The 19,241-nt window shown below is 62.3% G+C and carries 18 protein-coding genes and 1 pseudogene; 6 read left to right on the top strand and 13 right to left on the bottom strand.

The window, feature by feature from the left end; genetic code table 11:
• Positions 1-4 precede the first annotated feature (4 nt).
• Positions 5-2,275 carry a phosphoenolpyruvate--protein phosphotransferase gene (ptsP, locus tag CHEJ32_RS0123430; protein ID WP_028035918.1) on the bottom strand — a complete coding sequence of 757 codons (2,271 nt, stop codon included), beginning with the start codon at positions 2,273-2,275 and terminating at the stop codon, positions 5-7.
• Between the two features lie 71 nt (positions 2,276-2,346).
• The gene (locus tag CHEJ32_RS0123425) at positions 2,347-3,621 is read right to left on the bottom strand and encodes an aspartate kinase (RefSeq protein ID WP_028035917.1); all 1,275 of its coding nucleotides are present in this window, start codon (positions 3,619-3,621) and stop codon (positions 2,347-2,349) included.
• Between the two features lie 180 nt (positions 3,622-3,801).
• On the opposite strand from CHEJ32_RS0123425, the gene ubiG reads away from it, so the two are divergent.
• Positions 3,802-4,563: a bifunctional 2-polyprenyl-6-hydroxyphenol methylase/3-demethylubiquinol 3-O-methyltransferase UbiG gene (gene ubiG / locus CHEJ32_RS0123420; protein ID WP_028035916.1), complete on the top strand. Its 762-nt coding sequence runs from the start codon at positions 3,802-3,804 to the stop codon at positions 4,561-4,563.
• Positions 4,564-4,605: 42 nt separating this feature from the next.
• Here ubiG and CHEJ32_RS0123415 read toward each other — a convergent pair whose 3' ends face one another.
• Genes CHEJ32_RS0123415 through CHEJ32_RS0123400 form a run of 4 tightly spaced genes read right to left on the bottom strand, consistent with a single transcriptional unit; the run spans position 4,606 to position 6,956 of the window.
• Entirely contained in the window at positions 4,606-5,031 is a 426-nt protein-coding gene (locus CHEJ32_RS0123415) for a DUF1178 family protein (RefSeq protein WP_028035915.1), read from the bottom strand.
• Entirely contained in the window at positions 5,028-5,879 is an 852-nt protein-coding gene (locus CHEJ32_RS0123410) for a carbon-nitrogen hydrolase family protein (RefSeq protein ID WP_028035914.1), read from the bottom strand. The genes CHEJ32_RS0123415 and CHEJ32_RS0123410 overlap by 4 nt, the downstream gene beginning before the upstream one ends.
• Positions 5,876-6,157 (bottom strand): glutaredoxin 3, encoded by a 282-nt coding sequence (gene grxC, locus CHEJ32_RS0123405; protein WP_028035913.1) that lies wholly within the window; start codon positions 6,155-6,157, stop codon positions 5,876-5,878. The genes CHEJ32_RS0123410 and grxC overlap by 4 nt, the downstream gene beginning before the upstream one ends.
• A 25-nt stretch (positions 6,158-6,182) precedes the next feature.
• Entirely contained in the window at positions 6,183-6,956 is a 774-nt protein-coding gene (locus CHEJ32_RS0123400) for a ComF family protein (RefSeq protein ID WP_028035912.1), read from the bottom strand.
• Positions 6,957-7,038: 82 nt separating this feature from the next.
• Between CHEJ32_RS0123400 and CHEJ32_RS0123395 the strand changes: the two genes are divergently transcribed.
• Positions 7,039-7,917: a methyltransferase domain-containing protein gene (locus CHEJ32_RS0123395; RefSeq protein WP_028035911.1), complete on the top strand. Its 879-nt coding sequence runs from the start codon at positions 7,039-7,041 to the stop codon at positions 7,915-7,917.
• A gap of 108 nt (positions 7,918-8,025) precedes the next feature.
• Here the strand turns inward: CHEJ32_RS0123395 and CHEJ32_RS26000 are convergent, their stop codons facing one another.
• The 6 genes from CHEJ32_RS26000 to CHEJ32_RS25995 all read right to left on the bottom strand — a co-directional run bounded on the left by CHEJ32_RS26000 (position 8,026) and on the right by CHEJ32_RS25995 (position 12,211).
• On the bottom strand, positions 8,026-8,235 hold the full coding sequence (locus CHEJ32_RS26000; protein WP_034659057.1) for a Flp family type IVb pilin: 210 nt from the start codon (positions 8,233-8,235) through the stop codon (positions 8,026-8,028).
• 28 nt (positions 8,236-8,263) lie between these two features.
• On the bottom strand, positions 8,264-8,542 hold the full coding sequence (locus CHEJ32_RS0123385) for a hypothetical protein (protein WP_034659053.1): 279 nt from the start codon (positions 8,540-8,542) through the stop codon (positions 8,264-8,266).
• Between the two features lie 72 nt (positions 8,543-8,614).
• Positions 8,615-9,028, bottom strand: coding sequence for an 8-oxo-dGTP diphosphatase MutT (gene mutT / locus CHEJ32_RS0123380; RefSeq protein ID WP_028035909.1), 414 nt, complete (start codon positions 9,026-9,028; stop codon positions 8,615-8,617).
• 3 nt (positions 9,029-9,031) lie between these two features.
• Positions 9,032-9,775, bottom strand: a complete 744-nt coding sequence (locus CHEJ32_RS0123375; RefSeq protein WP_034659066.1) for a GNAT family N-acetyltransferase — start codon at positions 9,773-9,775, stop codon at positions 9,032-9,034.
• A gap of 42 nt (positions 9,776-9,817) precedes the next feature.
• On the bottom strand, positions 9,818-11,059 hold the full coding sequence (argJ, locus tag CHEJ32_RS0123370; protein ID WP_028035907.1) for a bifunctional glutamate N-acetyltransferase/amino-acid acetyltransferase ArgJ: 1,242 nt from the start codon (positions 11,057-11,059) through the stop codon (positions 9,818-9,820).
• Positions 11,060-11,224: 165 nt separating this feature from the next.
• A complete protein-coding gene (locus CHEJ32_RS25995) occupies positions 11,225-12,211 on the bottom strand; it encodes a peptidylprolyl isomerase (protein ID WP_051469881.1) in 987 nt (328 codons plus the stop codon).
• A gap of 276 nt (positions 12,212-12,487) precedes the next feature.
• Between CHEJ32_RS25995 and secA the strand changes: the two genes are divergently transcribed.
• From secA to CHEJ32_RS27330, 4 genes are all read left to right on the top strand, one after another.
• A complete protein-coding gene (gene secA, locus CHEJ32_RS0123360) occupies positions 12,488-15,220 on the top strand; it encodes a preprotein translocase subunit SecA (RefSeq protein ID WP_028035906.1) in 2,733 nt (910 codons plus the stop codon).
• Positions 15,221-15,512: 292 nt separating this feature from the next.
• Positions 15,513-16,919, top strand: coding sequence for a lipopolysaccharide biosynthesis protein (locus CHEJ32_RS0123355; RefSeq protein WP_028035905.1), 1,407 nt, complete (start codon positions 15,513-15,515; stop codon positions 16,917-16,919).
• On the top strand, positions 16,919-18,199 hold the full coding sequence (locus CHEJ32_RS0123350) for a GNAT family N-acetyltransferase (RefSeq protein WP_028035904.1): 1,281 nt from the start codon (positions 16,919-16,921) through the stop codon (positions 18,197-18,199). The genes CHEJ32_RS0123355 and CHEJ32_RS0123350 overlap by 1 nt, the downstream gene beginning before the upstream one ends.
• A gap of 66 nt (positions 18,200-18,265) precedes the next feature.
• The gene (locus tag CHEJ32_RS27330) at positions 18,266-18,484 is read left to right on the top strand and encodes a hypothetical protein (RefSeq protein ID WP_156936797.1); all 219 of its coding nucleotides are present in this window, start codon (positions 18,266-18,268) and stop codon (positions 18,482-18,484) included.
• Positions 18,485-18,500: 16 nt separating this feature from the next.
• Here the strand turns inward: CHEJ32_RS27330 and CHEJ32_RS27560 are convergent.
• Positions 18,501-19,241, bottom strand: a pseudogene (locus CHEJ32_RS27560) (right-handed parallel beta-helix repeat-containing protein); the annotation flags it as partial.

Genomic DNA, 19,241 nt, shown 5'->3' with positions numbered 1-19,241 from the left:
GTTGTCAGATTGGAATATCATGCTCGCTGGCAAACTGCTTCAGCTCGGCGCGGATATCGGTTTTCCCGCGATGATTGACAAGAGCCGCATCCAGCCTCTCGCTCAGCTTTTGCAGAGGCAATTCGCAAAGCATTGCCTTCACCGGGCCGATCGAAGCGGAATTCATGGATATGGAGCGGTAGCCGATGCCGAGCAGCGCCATAGCGGAAATCGGCCGACCCGCCAGTTCTCCGCAAAGCGTCACAGGCGTATTGACCGCCTGTCCGGCCTGCACGATCTGCTTCAGCACCCTGAGGAAGGGGACGCCTAACGGATCGAAACGGTCCGAGATCAGCGTATTGCCGCGATCCGTCGCAGTGATGAACTGGAAAAGGTCGTTCGACCCTACGGAAACAAAGTCCACAGCCCGCATGAGCTCGTCGAGCTGCCATAGAAGCGCCGGCACCTCGATCATCGCGCCAAGCTTGAGGCTCGTGGGCAGAAGATAGGCGAAACGCGAAAGATGCCGTACCTCGCGGTCGATGATAGCGCGCGCCTGCCTGATTTCATCGATCTCGGTGACCATGGGCAGCATGAGCTTGAGCTCGCGGCCACCAGCCGCCTTGAGCAGCGCGCGGATCTGCGTGCGCAAAAGCGCGGGCCTGTCCAGCGTCAGCCGGATCGCACGCCAGCCTAAGGCGGGATTCTCCTCCTGCTGCGCGCTCTTGAAGTATGGCAGCACCTTGTCGCCGCCGATATCGATCGTGCGGAAGGTCACCGGCTTGTCACCGGCCGCTTCCAACACTTCACGGTATAGCTGCTCCTGCGCCTCGACGCGGGGGAAGGTGGAAACGACCATGAACTGCAGCTCGGTGCGGAACAGGCCAATCCCGTCCGCGCCCGCCTGCACGAGCTGCGGCAGGTCCACCGCAAGCCCGGCATTCATGAGAAGCTCGATCGGGACGCCATCCTTGGTGATCGCGGGCTTGTCGCGCAGTTCTCGATAGAGCTGCTGCCGCCTGGCCCGAAAACGCACCTTCTCGGCATAGGCGGTCTCGATATCCGTCTGCGGACGCAGATGAACCTGCCCATCCTCGCCATCGACGATGATCGAGTCGCCATTTTCCGACATCGCCACGGCGCCCTTGACCTGACCGACGGTCGGCAGGCCGATTGCGCGCGCGACGATCACGATATGGCTTGTCGGCGCGCCGTCCTCGAGCACCAGGCCACGCAAGCGCTCGCGCGGGTAATCGAGAAGTTCCGCCGCTCCCATGGAGCGGGCGACCAGGATCGCGTCCTTCGGCACGATTTCAGCGAGCGCTTCCGGACCGCGACCCATGAGCTGGCGCAAGAGACGGTTCGCGAGGTCATCGAAATCGCTCATGCGCTCGCGCAGATAAGGATCGGTCATGTGCATCATGCGCGCGCGCATGTCGCTCTGCACCTTCTCGACCGCAGCCTCCGCGGTGAGGCCGTTGCGCACCGCCTCCTCCAGCCGCCGCACCCATCCGCGATCGTTGGCGAACATGCGATAGGCTTCCAACACCGCCCGGTGCTCGCCCTCGAACGCCACATCGCGCCGGGACAGCATGTCGTCTATGGAAATTCGAAGCGAGGAGAGTGCCTCCTCCAGCCGCTCCATCTCGCGATCGCTGTCTTCGTTGAAGAGATTGGTAACGACGATGCGCGGCTCGTGCAGAACCACATGGCCCAGACCCACGCCGTCATTGAGCGGCAGGCCCTTGAAGCTCGCCGAGCGCCGCAGATCGAGCTCGATTCCCGGTCGCGTGAGCCGCGCGAGATCGCCCGTCGCGATCATCTCCGCGACAACCATGGCAACCGTCTCCAGCGCCTCCAGCTCATCCTCGCGATAAACCCGCATGGTGCGGTTCTGCACGACGAGCACGCCGAGGGTGCGCCCTGCTCTCAAGACCGGTACGCCGAGGAAGGAGTGGTATATCTCTTCGCCCGTCTCCGGGAGATAGGCGAAGGCGGGATGTTTCTGCGCATCCGAAAGGTTCAGCGGCCTGGCGCTTGCCGCGATGGTGCCCACAAGACCTTGACCCAGGCGAAGCTGCGCCAGGTGAACGGCGTTCGGGTTGAGGCCTTCCGTGGCGTAGAGTTCAAGGACCGAATCGGCCCGCAGGACGTAGAGGGAGCAGACCTCCGCCACCATGTTCTGCGCGATCTCGCGCACGATGCGATCGAGCCGCTGCTGCGGCTCGACTGGCTCTGCCATCAATTCGCGCAGCCGCTTCAAGAGAACACGCGGGCCGCCGCCAGTGTCGCGCATCGGACCTTCTCCAAAGCTTCGCGGGCGCCACCCATGTGGCAGTGCGCGAAGCATGGTTCAAGACATTCGTCCTAATGCTTATCCAGACCGTAGACGGAATGCAAAGTCCGCACGGCCAATTCCGCATAGGGGCCGTCGATCAGAATGGAAATTTTAATCTCCGAAGTCGTGATCGCACGAATATTGATGCCTTTGTCGGCGAGCGCCTTGAAGGCGGTGGCCGCCACGCCGGCATGGCTGCGCATGCCAATGCCGATCACCGAGACCTTCACCAGCCCGGATTCGGATTGCACGGCATCGAAGCCCACGCTCTCCCGCGCCTTGTTGAGCACGGCCAGCGCCTTTTCCACATCTCCGGTGGGCACGGTGAAGGTAATGTCGGTTTTGGACCCGTCCTCGGAAATGTTCTGGACGATCATATCGACATTGATATTGGCCTCGGCGAGCGGACCGAAAAGGCCGGCGGAGACGCCTGGCCGGTCGGCCACCCGACGCAGCGAGATCTGCGCCTCATCCTTGGCATAGGCGATGCCGGTGACGACTTGCTGTTCCACGATTTCTTCCTCGTCGCAAATGAGCGTGCCGGGCGGATTTTCGAAATCGCCCATCCCCGGCGCGTCCGGGTCCTCGAATGACGATCTTACGAAGGTCCTCACCTTGTGCACCATGGCAAGCTCGACCGAGCGCACCTGCAGCACCTTGGCGCCAAGGGAAGCCATCTCCAGCATTTCCTCGAACGAGATCTTCGCCAGCCGCCGCGCCCTGGGCTCGACGCGCGGATCGGTCGTGTAGACCCCGTCGACATCCGTGTAGATATCGCAGCGATCAGCCTTGAGCGCTGCGGCAACCGCCACCGCGCTCGTGTCCGACCCGCCACGTCCGAGCGTGGCGATGCGATTGTCGGGCGCAAGGCCCTGGAAGCCGGTGACTACGGCCACCTGCCCGCGCTCCATGCGCTTTGCGATTTCGCTTCCGTCGATGTCGACAATGCGTGCGGCGCCATGTGCATTGTCTGTGCGGATCGGAATCTGCCAGCCCTGCCAGGATCGCGCGTCCACGCCGATCGACTGCAGCGCGATGGCGAGCAGACCGCTCGTCACCTGTTCGCCTGAAGCGACGACGGCATCATATTCCCGCGCATCGTAAAGAGGCGAGCTGGCGCCGCATGCCTTCGGCATGCCCTGCACCCAGCCGACGAGCTCGTTCGTCTTGCCGGACATGGCCGAGACGACCACCGCTACCTGGTGCCCAGCATCCACCTCGCGTTTGACATGGCGCGCCACATTGTGGATGCGGTCGAGATCGGCGACGGACGTACCGCCGAATTTCATCACGATGCGCGCCATGGTCTTGCGAAAAGCCTTTTGCTGCTACGAGGCCGAGCCTGCGGGAAGTCTGAATTCGAAGCTGCCACTCCGGCAGCGGGGTCTCAATATCCAAAGGCGTTGCATTCTGCAAGCAAGCCGAGACTTGACATGAAGCCGCTGCCGCCCGACTTCATGCTGACGCGAGAGGAGACGAATGTGATGCCAGAAGCCCGACGCACGACAATCGACGCCGGCGAAGTGGAGCGTTTTTCCGCCCTCGCCCAGGAATGGTGGAACCCCAACGGCAAGTTCCGCCCGCTGCACAAGTTCAATCCCGTCCGCCTGGCCTATATCCGCGACAATGTCGCTGCCCATTTCGGCCGCGACCCGCGTGCCGCCAAGCCGTTCGAGGGATTGCGCATCCTGGATATCGGCTGTGGCGGCGGCCTTCTCTGCGAGCCCATGGCCCGGCTGGGCGCCGCGGTGGTGGGGGCCGACGCCTCCGCGACCAATATCGAGGTGGCGAAGCTTCATGCCGCCGAAAGCGGCGTCACCATCGACTACCGCGCCGAAACCGCCGAAGCGCTCGCCGACCAGGGTGAGAAGTTCGACATCATCCTTAATATGGAGGTGGTCGAGCATGTGGCCGATGTCGGTCTCTTCATCGAAAAATGTGCGGAAATGCTGAAGCCGGGCGGCCTAATGTTCGTCGCTACCATCAACCGCACCCTTAAGGCGCTGGGCCTTGCCATCATCGGTGCCGAATATGTGCTGCGCTGGCTCCCGCGCGGCACGCATCAATACGGCAAGCTGGTTCGGCCCGAGGAACTCGAGAAGGCGCTGTCCGATGCCGGCCTTATCACCAGGGATCGCACCGGCGTCGTCTACAACCCGCTCACGGATCGCTGGCAGCGCGCACGCGACATGGACGTCAACTATATGGTCCTGGCCGAGAAGCCGAAAGCCGAGGCGATGATCTGAACATCCCCTTCATGAAGTGAACAATGCGAGGACAGGAAGATCTTAATTCCTGTCCTCGGGAAACACCGGCAGGGGCATGAAATCGACGCCGTCCTCGGCAAGCGACTTCACCTCGTCGGGCGTCGCTTCGCCGTAAATGCCACGAGCCTCTGCTTCGCCGAAGTGAATCTTGCGCGCCTCTTCCGCGAACTTGTCGCCGACATAATCGGAATTTTCGCGGATCTTCTGCGAAAGCTCCTTCAGCTGGGCCAGCGCCCGCTTCTGCTCCTCGCTCATTGCAAGCGCGATCTGAGATTTTTTGCGGCTGGTCGAGACCGCCGGCGCCATCAATGCCTTCTGCACCTCGTGTGACCCGCATTCGGGACAAGAAACGAGCTTGCGGCTTTTCTGTGCTTCAAAATCCTCGCCACTGCGGAACCACGCTTCGAATTCGTGATCGTTATCGCAGATGAGGCCGTAGCGGATCATGCCACCACCTCCTCGAAGAGAGCCTCCTCCACGGTAAATTCCCGGGCATTCTTCAGATTGGGGATCTTCCGCCGCGCCTCGGCCACCGCTGCGGGATCGATATCCGCGAGCACCACGGCCGGCTCGTCGTGATCGGCTTCTGCGACGACACGACCCCATGGATCGATGATCACGGAATGGCCGAATGTCTCGCGCCCGTCTTCATGCAGGCCTCCTTGCGCCGCCGCGATCACCCATGCGCCGTTTTCGATCGCCCGCGCACGCGTCAGCACATGCCAGTGCGCCTCACCCGTTTGCCGCGTGAAGGCGGCCGGCACGGTGAGCAGCTCGGCCCCGGCAAGCGCTTGCGCGCGGAACAGCTGCGGGAATCTGAGGTCGTAACAGACGGCAAGGCCCATCCGGGCGAATGGAAGCCCCGCCACCACAGCACGTCCGCCTGGGCTATAGGTGGCCGATTCCCGCCAGCTCTCGCCTTTGTCAAGATCGACATCAAACATGTGGATCTTGTCGTAGGTGGTGATCAGGCCGCCGTCGGGACCGAACAGGAAAGCCCTGTTGGCTACCTTGCCGCGATCGAGCGGAATGGCGGTCGATCCGATATGGACGAAAATGGAAAACTCTTTCGCGAGCTCCGCCGCGCGCCGCACAAGCGGGTCTTCGTCCGCCGGACGGATGCGCTCGAGAAGCGCCTCGCGCCCGCGCACGAGCACGCCCGTCATCTCCGGACTCTGTACATATCTGGCGCCCTGCCCAGCGGCCTCGCGCACCAGCGCCTCGAATGCGGCGAGGTTTGCCTGGGGCTCCGTGCCGGAGCGCATCTGCAATGCTGCAACGCGGATCGCCGTCATTGCGAAACTCTCGCTATGCCTTGTTCTTCCAACAGCGTGTCGAGCCTGCGCTCGCGCTCTAATGCATGCAACTCGTCCGAACCGCCCACATGCAAATCGCCGATGAAGATCTGGGGAAAGGTCGAGCGGCCGTTCGCCCGCGCGATCATCTCCTGGCGCAACTTGGGCGAGAAGCTGGCATCATGCTCGGTATACGGGATGCCCTTGCGTTCGAGCAGCCGCTTGGCTGCTACGCAATAACCGCAGCCCATCCGGGTATAGATCGTCACATCTGCCATAGCGTCATCCGCATTGTTTGGCCGCCTATATAATTATCGCTTCCTCGGACGCAAAGTCTTCCTTGAGCGCGCGGGCGAAGGTAAGCACATCGACTTCCCGCACGCCGGCCCGTTTGAGCGTCCTCGTGGCCGCTGCGACCGTCGCTCCGGTCGTGAAGACGTCATCGATGAGGATGACCCGCTTTCCTTTCAGTATCCGCTCTCCCGCGGGCGGAACGTAGAACGCGCCGCGCACATTTTCCTGCCGCTCGCGGGCTCCAAGCCCGACCTGCTGGCGCGTGACCCGTCGTCGCAGAAGAGCCGTCGGCTGGTAATCGAGACCGGTGAGCCTGGCGAAGGCACGAGCAAGCTCGGCAGACTGGTTGAAGCGGCGGTGGAAGAACCGCCTGCGGTGCAAAGGCACGGGCACCACCACATCAGCATCCGGAATGAGTTCGACGGCCGCCCGCACCATCCAACGCGCCATCCATGGCGCGAGATCGGTGCGGTCGGAAAATTTCAGCGCCTGCACCATGCGCCCGGCAACGCCCCGGTAGGCAACCGCGGACCGTGCCCGTGCGAAAGGAGGCGGATTGGCGATCGCCTCGCCCGACAGAAACCCGTCGCCCATATCGTGAGGGAAAGGTGTGCCCATCACTGGGCACCACGGCCGTTCGATGAAGCGCAGGCCCGGCCAGCATGCGGCACACAGCGTGCCCGGTGCGGTAACGAGATTGCGGCAGCCAAGACAGGCCGGCGGAAAGAGCAGCCGTACCGGCCAATCCCGTATCGCGATTCCTGCCTGCCGGAGAAACCCCATTCTTGCCCGCACCAAGAAACAACCCACCTTTGCCAGCATAGCAGTTTCGTGCGATTGCGCATCAACGACGAGAGAAGATCCGATGGAACCGATTTTCGACCCGCATCTCGCACTCCACCGCAAGCTGCGCGCCTTGCGCAATGGTGACGAAGCTGCCGGATTTCTGATGCGCCGCGCGGCGGAAGATCTCTCGGACCGGTTGGCAACGGTCGAGCGTCGCTTTCCGCGCGCGGCAGCCCTCTTCTGCCTCAGGCGGGATGCCGCGGATGTCATCGCGGAAAGCGGCAAGGCGGACGGCATCCTGCGCGTCGAATCGGACGAGCACTTTCTGGAAGGCCCGTATGAAGGGCTTGTTGCACAACCCGAGACGGTTCCGCTTCCGCCGGAAAGCCTCGATCTCTGCGTTTCTCTCCTGACGCTTCACGAAGCGAACGATCTTCCTGGCCTCCTTGTGCAGATTCGCCGTTCCCTCAAACCGGACGGCCTCTTTCTCGCTGCGCTTGCCGGCGCCGGCACGCTACAGGAACTGCGGCAAAGCCTGCTACAGGCGGAGGCCGAGCTTACCGGCGGCGCGACACCTCGCGTCAGTCCCTTTGCCGATGTTCGTGACGTGGGCGCGCTCCTGCAGCGCGCCGGTTTTGCGCTTCCGGTGGCGGATCTGGAAACCGTTACTGTTCGCTACTCAACAATGTTCGACCTGATGCGGGACCTGCGCGCCATGGGTGCCGCCAATGCGCTCTGCGAGCGCAGCCGCCGTCCCGCCACGCGCTCGCTCTTTCTCCGCGCCGCAGAGATTTACCAGGAACGCTTCGCTGATCCCGACGGGCGGATCCGCGCCACGTTCAACATCGTCTGGCTTTCCGGTTGGGCCCCGCACGAATCACAGCAGAAACCGCTCCGGCGGGGGAGCGCTCGGATATCCCTCAAATCGGTATTGTCGCCGGATGAGAAAAAGGACTGATCCGGTTCGTATGCCTACGGATACGATGGAGAAACGGCAGCGCCACTCGCACAGGAGCGGGATTGTCCGCTGATTGCGCTGGTCTGATTGCGTAGGCAGAAACCCGGGTCACCTCCCGATTTCAGCCAGATCTTCCGCTATGTTTCCATAGGATTGGCCAGCAACTCGGCCGAGTTCGACTGCACCGGCCAAAATCGCGATCACGAGTATTCCGACGATGAGGGCGTATTCCACCGCCGTCGCGCCATCTCTGCTGCGCAGAAAATGTCTCACAGCGGGCGCTTCAAACCTGGTCTGGCCGTGCTTGCGGAGAAGCATTAGGAAATCCTGACGGGAGTATGCCGCATCAGCACTCCCCAGTTCCGGTCCCGGCGCCATCCTCCGTCACGACGCAGATGGCCCGTGGGGGACGAATCGTGAAAACCCGATTCGGAACGGAACCGGTCGCTACCGGGTCGATCCCATGGGCCGCCATGTCTCGCGTGCGCCGATCGAGAAGCGGCGTCAGAATCATGGCCAAGGCTATCGCTGCCGAGCCGAAAAGCAGCGCTACCCGGACCACGCCCATGCCGAGGCGCACCAGTTTTTCTTTTTTGACAGAGCCCCCGTCGAACTCCACGCGCATCGTTCTTTAGCTCCGCTGGTCATGCGCCCCCAGCGTAAGATTGTCAGCTTTCGTTAAAGGAAGATTTAACGTTCAGAGAAGGTCGATAAGAAATGGGATAAGCGGCTCGTCGGCCGGCGGCATGTCATAGTCGCGCAGGTTGCGCGGACGAACCCATTTCAACGCCTGCCCCTCGCGGGAGCGGGGCGTGCCCTGATACCGCCGGCAGACATAAAGCGGCATGAGCAGGTGGAAACGCTCATAGGAGTGGCTTGCGAAGGTCAGCGGGGCCAGGCATTCCACCTTCGTTTCGATGCCGAGTTCCTCGTGAAGCTCGCGTATGAGCGTCTCTTCAGGCGTTTCGCCCGCCTCGACCTTCCCGCCGGGAAACTCCCAAAGACCGGCCATGGATTTGCCTTCCGGTCGTTGCGCCAGAAGGATCCGCCCATCGGCGTCGATCAGCGCGCAGGCCGCGACGAGCAAGATCGGTTTTTCCGAGTTTTCCACAGTTTAGCCTTCCCGTCCCGGTCGGCGATAATGGTACTGGTACACCTCTTCGAAGCCGAGCGAACGGTAAAGCGCCAGGGCTGATTCGTTGTTTTCCTCGACCTGGAGCCAAGCAACGCGGGCTCCGCGGCTGGAAGCCCATTTGAGCGCCGAAAGCAGCATTCGCCGCCCGAAGCCCCGTCCTCGCCTTTCACTGACGGTGGCTACTTCGAACAGACCCGCAAGCGCACCGTCATGCACGCAGATGGCCGTTGAGACCGGCACGTCGTCCTGCTCGAGGATGAAGAGGCCCGCTTCGGCTTTGATGAGGCTGACAACCTCGGTGAATCCGGGCCGCAAGTCGGCTTCGTAGGCGTGCACTTCGAATGCGGCTGACACGAAGCGGTTCAAGTCCTTGAGCGGGATCTGGTCCACCGCGTTTTCGACAACCGCCTCATTGAGGCGGAGCCGCATGACCTTGGACTGGCCGAAGACCGTCCATCCCTCGGCGTCCAGGTGTTGACCGATCGCAGGCGCCGCCAGCGGAGAAATGCGAAATGTGAGCGGCCGGCCAAAAGCCTTGAACCGTCTGGCCGCACGCTCGATGCGGTGCTCCAGACGCCGGTCGTCGCTGGGATCGAGCGGATTGACCGAATTCAGGCGCTTCGCCGGATGGCTCGCCGTCAGCCTCACCGCCCAGGTACCGTCATATTGTACCGAGGTCGCCGGCCAGGCGCGAAAACCCGCCGCTTCGAAACGGCGGATCATTGCCAGCCGTTCGACCGCTTTCTTATCCACGCTTCCGCTCACTCAGCTCCTATAGTCGCCATTGATCGCGACATACTCCTTGGTGAGATCGCAGGTCCAGACCGTGGCCTTGCCGCGTCCCAATCCGAGATCGACCCGTATATCGATCTCGTCTTTTTTCATATAGGCCGAGACCTCCTCCTCGGAATAGCCCGGGTCCCGCTCGCCCTCATGAGCCACGCGGTTCTTGCCGAACCATATGGAAATCAGATCGCGTTCAGCCGGTTCGCCGGCTTTGCCGACCGCCATGACGATACGGCCCCAATTGGCATCCTCGCCCGCAACCGCGGTCTTCACCAGGGGTGAATTGGCGATCGAAAGGGCGATCCGCTTGGCCGAGCGCGCCGATTTCGCGCCCGTTACCGTCACTTCCACCTGCTTGCGGGCGCCTTCGCCGTCGCGCACCACCTGCAGCGCCAATGTCTTCAGGAGTTTGCCAAGCGCTCGGCGGAAGCCCTGCAGTCGCGGGTCGGTTGATTCGGTGATCCGAGGCGCGCCACGCTTGGCGGCAGCGCCCGTAGCAAAGAGCATCAGCGTATCGCTTGTCGAGGTATCGCTGTCGACGGTCACCGCGTTGAAGGTTTTCGCTGTCGCTTTCGAAAGCAGGTCCTGCAGCACCGGCGCCGCGATCGGGGCGTCGGTCGCGACGAAAGAAAGCATCGTGGCCATGTCCGGCGCGATCATTCCCGCGCCCTTGGCAATCCCATTGATCACCACCTCCGCCTCGCCGAGCCTCGCCGTCGCCGTCACGAATTTCGGATAAGTATCCGTGGTCATGATGGCGTGGGCAGCCTCTTGCCAGGCGCTGGGTTCCGCACGCTTCACGAGGTCAGCCAGGAGATGCGAGAACTTCCCCGCGTCGAGGGGTTCGCCGATGACGCCGGTGGAAGCCAGGAACACCTCGTCCTCGCCCGCACCGGCGGCCTTTGCCGCCGCCTTCGCCGTCATCGCTGTGGTCTCGCGGCCCTTCTTTCCGGTGAACGCATTGGCATTGCCGGAATTGACGACCAGGATGCGCGCCTTTCCGCCGGGCAGGTTATTGCGGCAGAATTCGACGGCCGCCGAGGGGCATTTGGAGCGAGTGAAGACACCCGCCGCGGCAGTGCCCTCATCAAAGACCATGACCATCAGGTCCTTGCGGTTCTTATATTTGATGCCGGCTTCGGCGGCGGCGATCCGCACGCCTTCCACTTCGGGCATCTGGGGATAACGTTTCGGCGCGAGCGGCGAGACGACTGAGGACATGGGCGATTCCGGAAAAATGCGCAGGATTCGATGCGCCTTCGTGTGCCCGAAGCCTGTGGCTGACGCAAGCTGAAACAGCTGGTCCAGCTCGTCTCCCAATCCACAAGATAATAAAAAAGCCGCGGAAGCAGACCTTCCACGGCTTTTTCTGGAACGACGAAGGATTTACTGAGCCGGCGCTTCCTGCTGCTCAGCTTCTGCTGGAGCTTCCCCTTCCGCCGGGGTCTCTCCTTCCACGGGAGCCTCGCCTGCGGCCGGAGCCTCAGCGGCGGGCTCTTCCTCATTTTGCCCGAGTTGCTGGCGCAGCAGGCCATCGACCGCGTTCTTGAGCTCTGCGTTCGGGATTTCAAGCTCAGCTTCTTCCCGCAGCGACGCAAGCTTATCCATGTACTTGTCGCGGATGATCAGCGAACGGATCTGATCCTGCACCTGCTCGAAGGCCGGCGGCGGCTGCATGCGCTTGTCTTCGACCTTGATCACATGCCAGCCGAACTGGGTCTTCACCGGCTCCTTGGAATGGGATCCGGGCTCCATGGCGAAGGCCGCCTGGCTGAATTCGGGAACCATCGCGCCAGCCGTGAAATATCCGAGGTCGCCGCCATTCGCGGCCGCGCCGTCCTTGGACTTCTCCTTGGCAATCTCAACAAAGTCGCCGCCCTCGTCGAGCTGCTTGATGATGTCCTTGGCTTCCTGCTCGTTCTCCACAAGAATGTGGCGGGCGTGCACTTCTTCCTGCTGCGGGATTTTCGCCACTTCCTCGTCATACCGTGCACGAACTTCCTCGTCCGTGATCGGCTTCACCACATTTTCGTCGATATAGGCGCTGTGCAACGCCCTCTCCCGCAAGAATTCAGCGCGCCGCTGGAAGTCCTCATTCTTGTCGATCCCTTCCTTCTGCGCCTCGGCGGCGAACAGGCGCACGTCGATGATGGCCGAAAGGGCGGCCGCACGGCGCTGTTCCTCCGACATCTGGCCGAATTGCGGCCCAAGCTCTCGAGCAGCAAGGTCGAGGTCGGCTTGTGTCACCTGCTGGCCATTGATCGTCGCCACCACGGGATTTTCCTGAGCGACGGCCGGAAGGGCGCCGAGCCCTGCGAGAATCGCGACAGCGCCGGCCCGCGCGATCAGATTGCGGCGAAGGGATTCATACATTGTGTGTCTCCGGTGGGATGATGTCTTCAAATGGCCAACTACGCGGGCCGTTAATAATCCAATAACCACACGATGTGGCGGATTTGTGCGGTCGAAAGGGCCTTCCCGGCAAAGTTGACATAAGGGTTGACCCCTCTTATCTCTCCTTCGATCCAGCGTCCAGAAGCATTCGCCAGAAGCGTCCGGGTGCCTCGGAAATGCTGGCTGCCCCCGTTGGCCGACTGGCGGAACGAGCCGGTGAGTAGCCGGCATATCGCAAAGTGAAAGGACCATAGGATGGTCAGTCTCGGCGGACTTGCCCGCAAGATTTTCGGATCGTCGCACGAACGTCGCGTAAAGGGTCTAAGGCCCCGTGTTGAGGCCATCGGCGCCCTTGAAAAGGAAATGCAGGCGCTTTCGGATGAAGCGCTGCGGGGAAAGACCGAGGAGTTCCGCAAGCAGCTCGCCGATGGCGCATCGCTGGATGATATTCTGGTGCCGGCCTTCGCCGTCGTGCGCGAAGCGGCCCGCCGGGTGCTGGGCCTCCGCCCTTTCGACGTGCAGCTGATCGGCGGCATGGTGCTTCATCAGGGCGCAATCGCCGAGATGAAGACTGGCGAAGGCAAGACACTTGTCGCCACCCTTCCAACTTATCTCAATGCGCTCGCCGGCAAAGGCGTCCACGTCGTGACGGTCAACGACTATCTCGCCAAGCGCGACGCCGCCTGGATGGGTCGGGTCTACGGCTTCCTCGGTCTTACGACGGGCGTCATCGTTCACGGCCTTTCGGACGAGGAACGCCGCGCCGCCTATGCCTGCGACGTTACCTATGCCACCAATAACGAGCTCGGCTTCGATTACCTGCGCGACAATATGAAATACGAGCGCGCACAGATGGTGCAGCGCGGGCATGCCTATGCCATCGTCGACGAGGTGGACTCGATCCTGATCGACGAAGCGCGCACGCCGCTGATCATTTCGGGCCCGCTGGACGACCGCTCCGAGCTTTATAACACCATCGACGCTTTCATCCTGAAGCTCGATCCATCCGACTACGAGGTCGACGAGAAGCAGCGGACGGCTACCTTCACCGAGGAAGGCACGGAGAAGGTGGAAAACCTCCTGCGCGAGGCGAATCTCTTCAAGGGCGAATCGCTTTACGACGTCGAGAACGTCGCCATCGTGCACCACCTCAACAATGCGCTGAAGGCGCACAAGCTGTTTCAGCGCGACAAGGACTATATCGTGCGCGACGATGAGGTCGTCATCATCGACGAGTTCACCGGACGCATGATGCCCGGCCGGCGCTATTCCGAAGGGCTGCATCAGGCGCTCGAAGCCAAGGAGCACGTCAAGATCCAGCCGGAGAACCAGACGCTCGCCTCCATCACCTTCCAGAATTATTTCCGCATGTACAGCAAGCTGGCCGGCATGACCGGCACGGCGGCCACGGAAGCGGAGGAATTCGGCAATATTTACGGTCTCGACGTGATCGAGATTCCCACCAACTTGCCGGTGAGCCGTATTGACGAGGACGACGAGGTCTATCGCACGGTCGAGGAGAAGTACCGGGCCATCGTGCGCGAGATCAAAGAAGCGCGCGCCAAAGGCCAGCCCATCCTGGTCGGTACCACGTCCATCGAGAAGTCCGAATATCTGGCTGAGCGTCTCCGCAAGGAAGGCTTGAAGGATTTCGAAATCCTGAACGCCCGCCACCATGAGCGCGAGGCCTATATCGTTTCCCAGGCTGGTAAGCCCGGCGCCATCACCATCGCCACCAACATGGCCGGACGCGGCACGGACATCCAGCTTGGCGGCAATGCCGACATGCGAATCGCGGAAGAACTTGGCGACATGCCAGCCGGTCCGGAGCGCGAGGCGAAGGAGAAGGCGATCCGCGAGGACGTACAACGGCTGAAGGAGAAGGCGCTTGCCGCCGGCGGTCTCTACGTGCTCGCCACCGAACGTCACGAAAGCCGCCGCATCGACAACCAGTTGCGCGGCCGTTCCGGCCGTCAGGGCGACCCCGGCCGCTCGAAATTCTATCTGTCGCTTCAGGATGACCTGATGCGCATCTTCGGCTCCGACCGCATGGACGGCATGCTGCAGAAGCTGGGGCTGAAGGAGGACGAGGCGATCGTCCATCCCTGGATCAATAAGGCTCTCGAGAAGGCGCAGAAAAAGGTCGAGGCGCGCAACTTCGACATCCGCAAGAACCTGCTCAAATACGACGATGTGATGAACGACCAACGCAAGGTCGTGTTCGACCAGCGCCTTGAGCTGATGGACGGGGAGCATCTCTCCGAAACCGTCGCCGAGATGCGCCAGGACGTCATCGACGATCTGGTGAATCGCCACATCCCGGAAAACGCCTATGCCGAGCAGTGGGACGCTCAGGGTCTCAAGGAAGGCGTGCTCCAATATCTGAACCTCGACCTGCCGATCGAGGAGTGGGTGAAGGAAGAAGGCATCGCGGAGGACAATATCCGCGAGCGCCTCACCGAGGCTGCGAACAAGGCCGCTGCCGAGCGTGCCGAACGCTTCGGCCCGGACATCATGGCTTATGTGGAAAAGTCCATCGTGCTTCAGACGCTGGACCATCTCTGGCGCGAACATCTGGTCAATCTCGACCACCTTCGCTCCGTGATCGGCTTCCGCGGCTATGCCCAGCGCGATCCGCTGAACGAGTACAAATCGGAAGCGTTCGAGCTCTTCCAGGCCATGCTTGGCAATCTCCGCCAGGCCGTCACGGCACAGCTCATGCGCGTCGAACTGGTGCGCGAGCAAGCCGCGCCGCCACCACCCACCCCTCCAGCCACGATGCAGGCCCACCACCTCGATCCGACAACCGGCGAGGACGAGTTCGCGAATGGCGACACGATGACGCTCGCGCGGGCCGATGCGCGCATCGTTCCGGCAGAAGAACGGGATCCGAACGACCCAACCACCTGGGGCAAGGTGGGCCGCAACGAACTCTGCCCCTGCGGTTCCGGCAAGAAATACAAGCACTGCCACGGCGCGTTCGCTTAACCGCGAAGTCTGCGGATCCGCGAATACTTCCTCGCTTCGTCATCCCAGGGGCCTGCCCCTGGGTTACCTGCCTGAATCTCCAGCATTGTCCGCGATCGCGGAGCTTCCTGTTTCCGTAGTCGGCACGCAATAAACGTACCGCCTGATGCGCGGGATTTCGTGTAGAACGCCGCCTGCACCGCCCCCAGACGCGATCCCGAATCGTCCGAAGGGGCAGGAAAAGGCGTCTTCAACCAGCTCTTAAAGACTCTCCGGCTAACTAGGCCTCCGGATCTGAAGGAAGGGGGCTCCAGTGCGGTTTTCGGCGGCGGCAGCGGCTGAACGTCTCCTGCCGGGGCGGCTTGCGGTTCGCGCGCGCCCCTGGGCCGACCGACTCGACGCGATCATCTTTGCACCGGACGCGCGGGGCGCGGCGGGGAGGATGTCGCTCATCGCTTTCGCGCTGAGGGTCGTCAACGCCGTAATAGCCTTTGTCAGCCAGGTGTTGCTTGCCCGTTATATGGGCGGGTTCGAATATGGCATCTTCGTGCTTGTCTGGGTAACCATGATCATCCTTGGCAATACGGCATGCCTCGGTTTTCAGACCAGCGTGATCCGTTTCGTGCCAGAATACGAAGCTAAGAAGAGCCCCGGAGAATTGCGCGGCGTGCTGGTGGCGAGCTGGCGCGTGGTGCTTGCAGCATCCACCATCATTGCGCTCGCAGGCGCCCTCGGCATCTGGCTCTTCGAGGAGAGCATCCAGAGCTATTACGTGCTTCCCTTCTATTTGGGGCTGGTCTGCCTGCCGATGATCGCGGTCGGAGACCTGCTCCAAGGCACGGCCAGAGCCTATGCCTGGCCGCTGTGGTCGATGATACCGAGCTTCCTCATACGGCCCCTGCTGATCCTCCTCTTCCTTTGGGGACTACATGTAGGCGGAATTTCCCCCAACGCCACCGCTGCCGTGCTGGCGGCTATCCTCGCCACTTACCTCACGACGATCCTGCAGATCGCCTATGTTGCCGTGAAAACGGAAAATCCGTTGAGGTCGGTAAAACCCGTCTTCCGCCTGCGCTCATGGCTGATGGTGTCGGTGCCGATCTTCCTTTCCAACGGCTTCTATTATCTGCTTACCAATGCCGACGTTCTCCTGGTCGGTCATTTCATGCAGCCGACGGATGTGGCGGTCTATTTCGCCACGACGAAGGCGCTGGCCCTCGTGCATTTCGTCTACTATGCCGTGCGAACCGGCGCCATTCAGCGCTATTCCGCCTTCCTGCATAGCGGCGACATGGCTGGCCTCGCACGCTTTGCCCGCGAAACAGCGTACTGGACCTTCATTCCGGCAACCGTGATGGGTTTTATCGTCCTCCTGCTCGGCAAACCCATCCTGATGCTGTTCGGTCCCGGTTTCGCGGCCGGCTATCCGCTCCTCTTCCCGCTGGTGGCAGCCGTGATCCTGCGCGCGACCGTTGGCCCTGCCGAAAGCCTGCTCACCATGAGCGGCCATGAGAGGAGCAGTGTTGCGATCTATGGCTTCACGCTTGCCGCCAACATTGCACTCAGTTTTTTATTGATACCTTCCCTGGGCCTATGGGGCGTGGCGATAGCCACGTCGGTCTCCCTGGTTCTGGAGGCGACGCTACTGGCTTTTACGGTCTGGCGTAAACTTGGCATCCTCATGGTGGCGCTTCTGCCGGCGCCTAAGGAGACGCGCTGATGGCATCGACTCCCTTGTTGGAAGAAACCGGCGGCAGCGCCGCCGGAGCGTTGATAAGCGACCTCGCCGGAGTGGCGGCAGGTCCCGAACGCGCCGACATTGAACTCTTCTCTTCAAGGCGGCCACTGCGCCGCATGGCCGTTTATGCGGCTTCCGCCGGCTTCGAACTGGTGGAGGAACTCGACTATCTCGCGGCACGCGCGATCGAGCCGAATGTCTTCTTCAATCCCCGCTTCCTTGCTCCCGCCATGCCGCGGCTGGAGGACAGAGAGATACGCCTGGCGGTAATCCGCGACGGAACCGAGGAGAAGAGCAGGTTACGTCTCCTTGTGCCTTTCTCGATCGAAAAGCCGGCCATCCCGCTCGGCGCCGCAGTCATGCGGGCCTGGGCGCACCCATTCGGCCCCCTCGGCACGCCGCTGGTTGATGGCGACGATCCGGTTGGCGTGATCGAGGATTTCTTCGCGATGCTGGCGCGTCCACATCTCGGCCTCCCGAAGATCTTCGTCTTTCCCGAGACGCGCCTGGACGGGCCCTTCGCCGCCGCGCTGCGTTCGGTGGCGGAGACGCGCAACCTGCCTTTGATCGTGGCAAGCCAGGTCGAACGCCCCTTCCTCGAAAGCGGCGTCGATGGGGATGCCTATCTGCGGCAGAGCCTGCGTTCCCACCATTATCGCGAGTTCCGCCGCCTGAAGCGCCGTCTCGCCGATCTCGGCCGGCTGGAGCACCGTGTCGCTAGGCAGCCCGACGAGATCCGCCCCGCCATCGAGACATTCCTGACCTTGGAGGCCGCTGGCTGGAAAGGACGCGATCGGACCGCGATGGTGGTCGACCGCTATCGCGCGGCCTTCGCCCGGGAGGCTGTGCATCTGCTCGCCGAACGCGATCTCTGCCGGATCCACACGCTGGTGCTCAACAACCACGCCCTTGCGAGCCTGGTGGTCTTCGTGGAAGCGGGAATGGCCTACACCTGGAAGACGGCTTATGACGAGAATTACGCGGGCTTTTCGCCAGGCACGCTACTCATGATCGAGGTGACGAAAGCTCACCTGGACGATCCGAACATCATCGCCACCGATTCCTGTGCCGTTCCGGATCATCCGGTCATGAGCAGGCTCTGGAGCGAGCGGCAGGCGATCGGCACCTTTGTCGTGGGGCTTACGCCCGGGACGGAACGGCTCGCTCATCAAGCAGCAGGACAAATCCATTTCCACCGCGAAACGCGGAACGTGCTGCGCATTCTGCGCAACCGCATGCGCCGGTTGATCGGGCGCATCTAGCGCTCACGCCTTTACACCTCGCCTTCGGCGGGTAATGATTTGAAGGGGCCGAGTCGGGGAATTCAGATGCCACGCAAGAAAACAGAGAGAAAGCCGCAGGGAGCGCCGCGCCCGACAGGCGGGACGCATATTCAATGGGTTTGGATGGCCCTATTGGCGGGTTTGGTCTTCGGCGGGGTCTCCGGCTACTTCATCGGTGCGCAAGCCGCTGCCGGAAGCAGCGGCTACACCGATTCCTATGGACGCAGTCCCGGTCACCCTCACTATCAGCACGCCCATCCCTGATTGGGCCCACCCTCTCCTACTGATCGATCTTGACCTTAAACGAGACCACGCCCTTTGCGCCGGGTGACATGGTGCCGGTGCAGTCCCAGCGCAGCGGCCCCTTGTAACCGGCCGCTCCGCTAGCCGTCGGCAGGGCCGGCTGGCAGTCGAGTTCAGAAGGGTTTTTGATCACCTGCAGCGGCTCGTGAAGCGTCGTGTAGTCCGGCGTCTCGTCATGCACCCTAACGTCGCTCACCAAGCCAGCCGACGGATTGCTGAAGATGATGGAATATTCCAGCACGTCGCCCGGCGCACCGGTGCTCGTCATCCCATAGGGGCCGTTCCGCGTCTCGTTGCGCACCTTTTTCGAGACCGTGACCGTGCCGCCGGTCCCGACCGTGACTATGTCCCGGTTAGCGGCTGCCAGAAGGCTTGTGCTCGTGCCGGAAAGGGCCGTCGTCGCCGACAGCGTGTAGTCGAGCGTGCCGCCCTTCGGCGCGCGCTCGCTCGCCTGCACCCGCACGAAAAGGCAGATCACGTCGCCGGCGGCGACTGCGGTTTGCGCCGGCACCGGCTCTTCCCCGCTATCCAGGCTGCCGGAACAATCCGCATCGCGATAGATGGTGGTGGAGAACAGCGCCGCATCGGGTGTTCCCGTCGCGCCGCTGATCTGGAAGGTGACATCCCCCGCGGTGGTCGCGGTGTAGCGGTGCGGCAGGAGGGTGGCGCCGCCCGGTGCCACGATCGCGCGGCTGTCGGTGGCAAGTCTGGGCTGGGC

It is taken from the genome of Chelativorans sp. J32 (assembly GCF_000518985.1).
In the GTDB taxonomy this organism is placed as follows: domain Bacteria; phylum Pseudomonadota; class Alphaproteobacteria; order Rhizobiales; family Rhizobiaceae; genus Chelativorans.
This window is presented reverse-complemented; position numbering and strand designations above follow the sequence as displayed.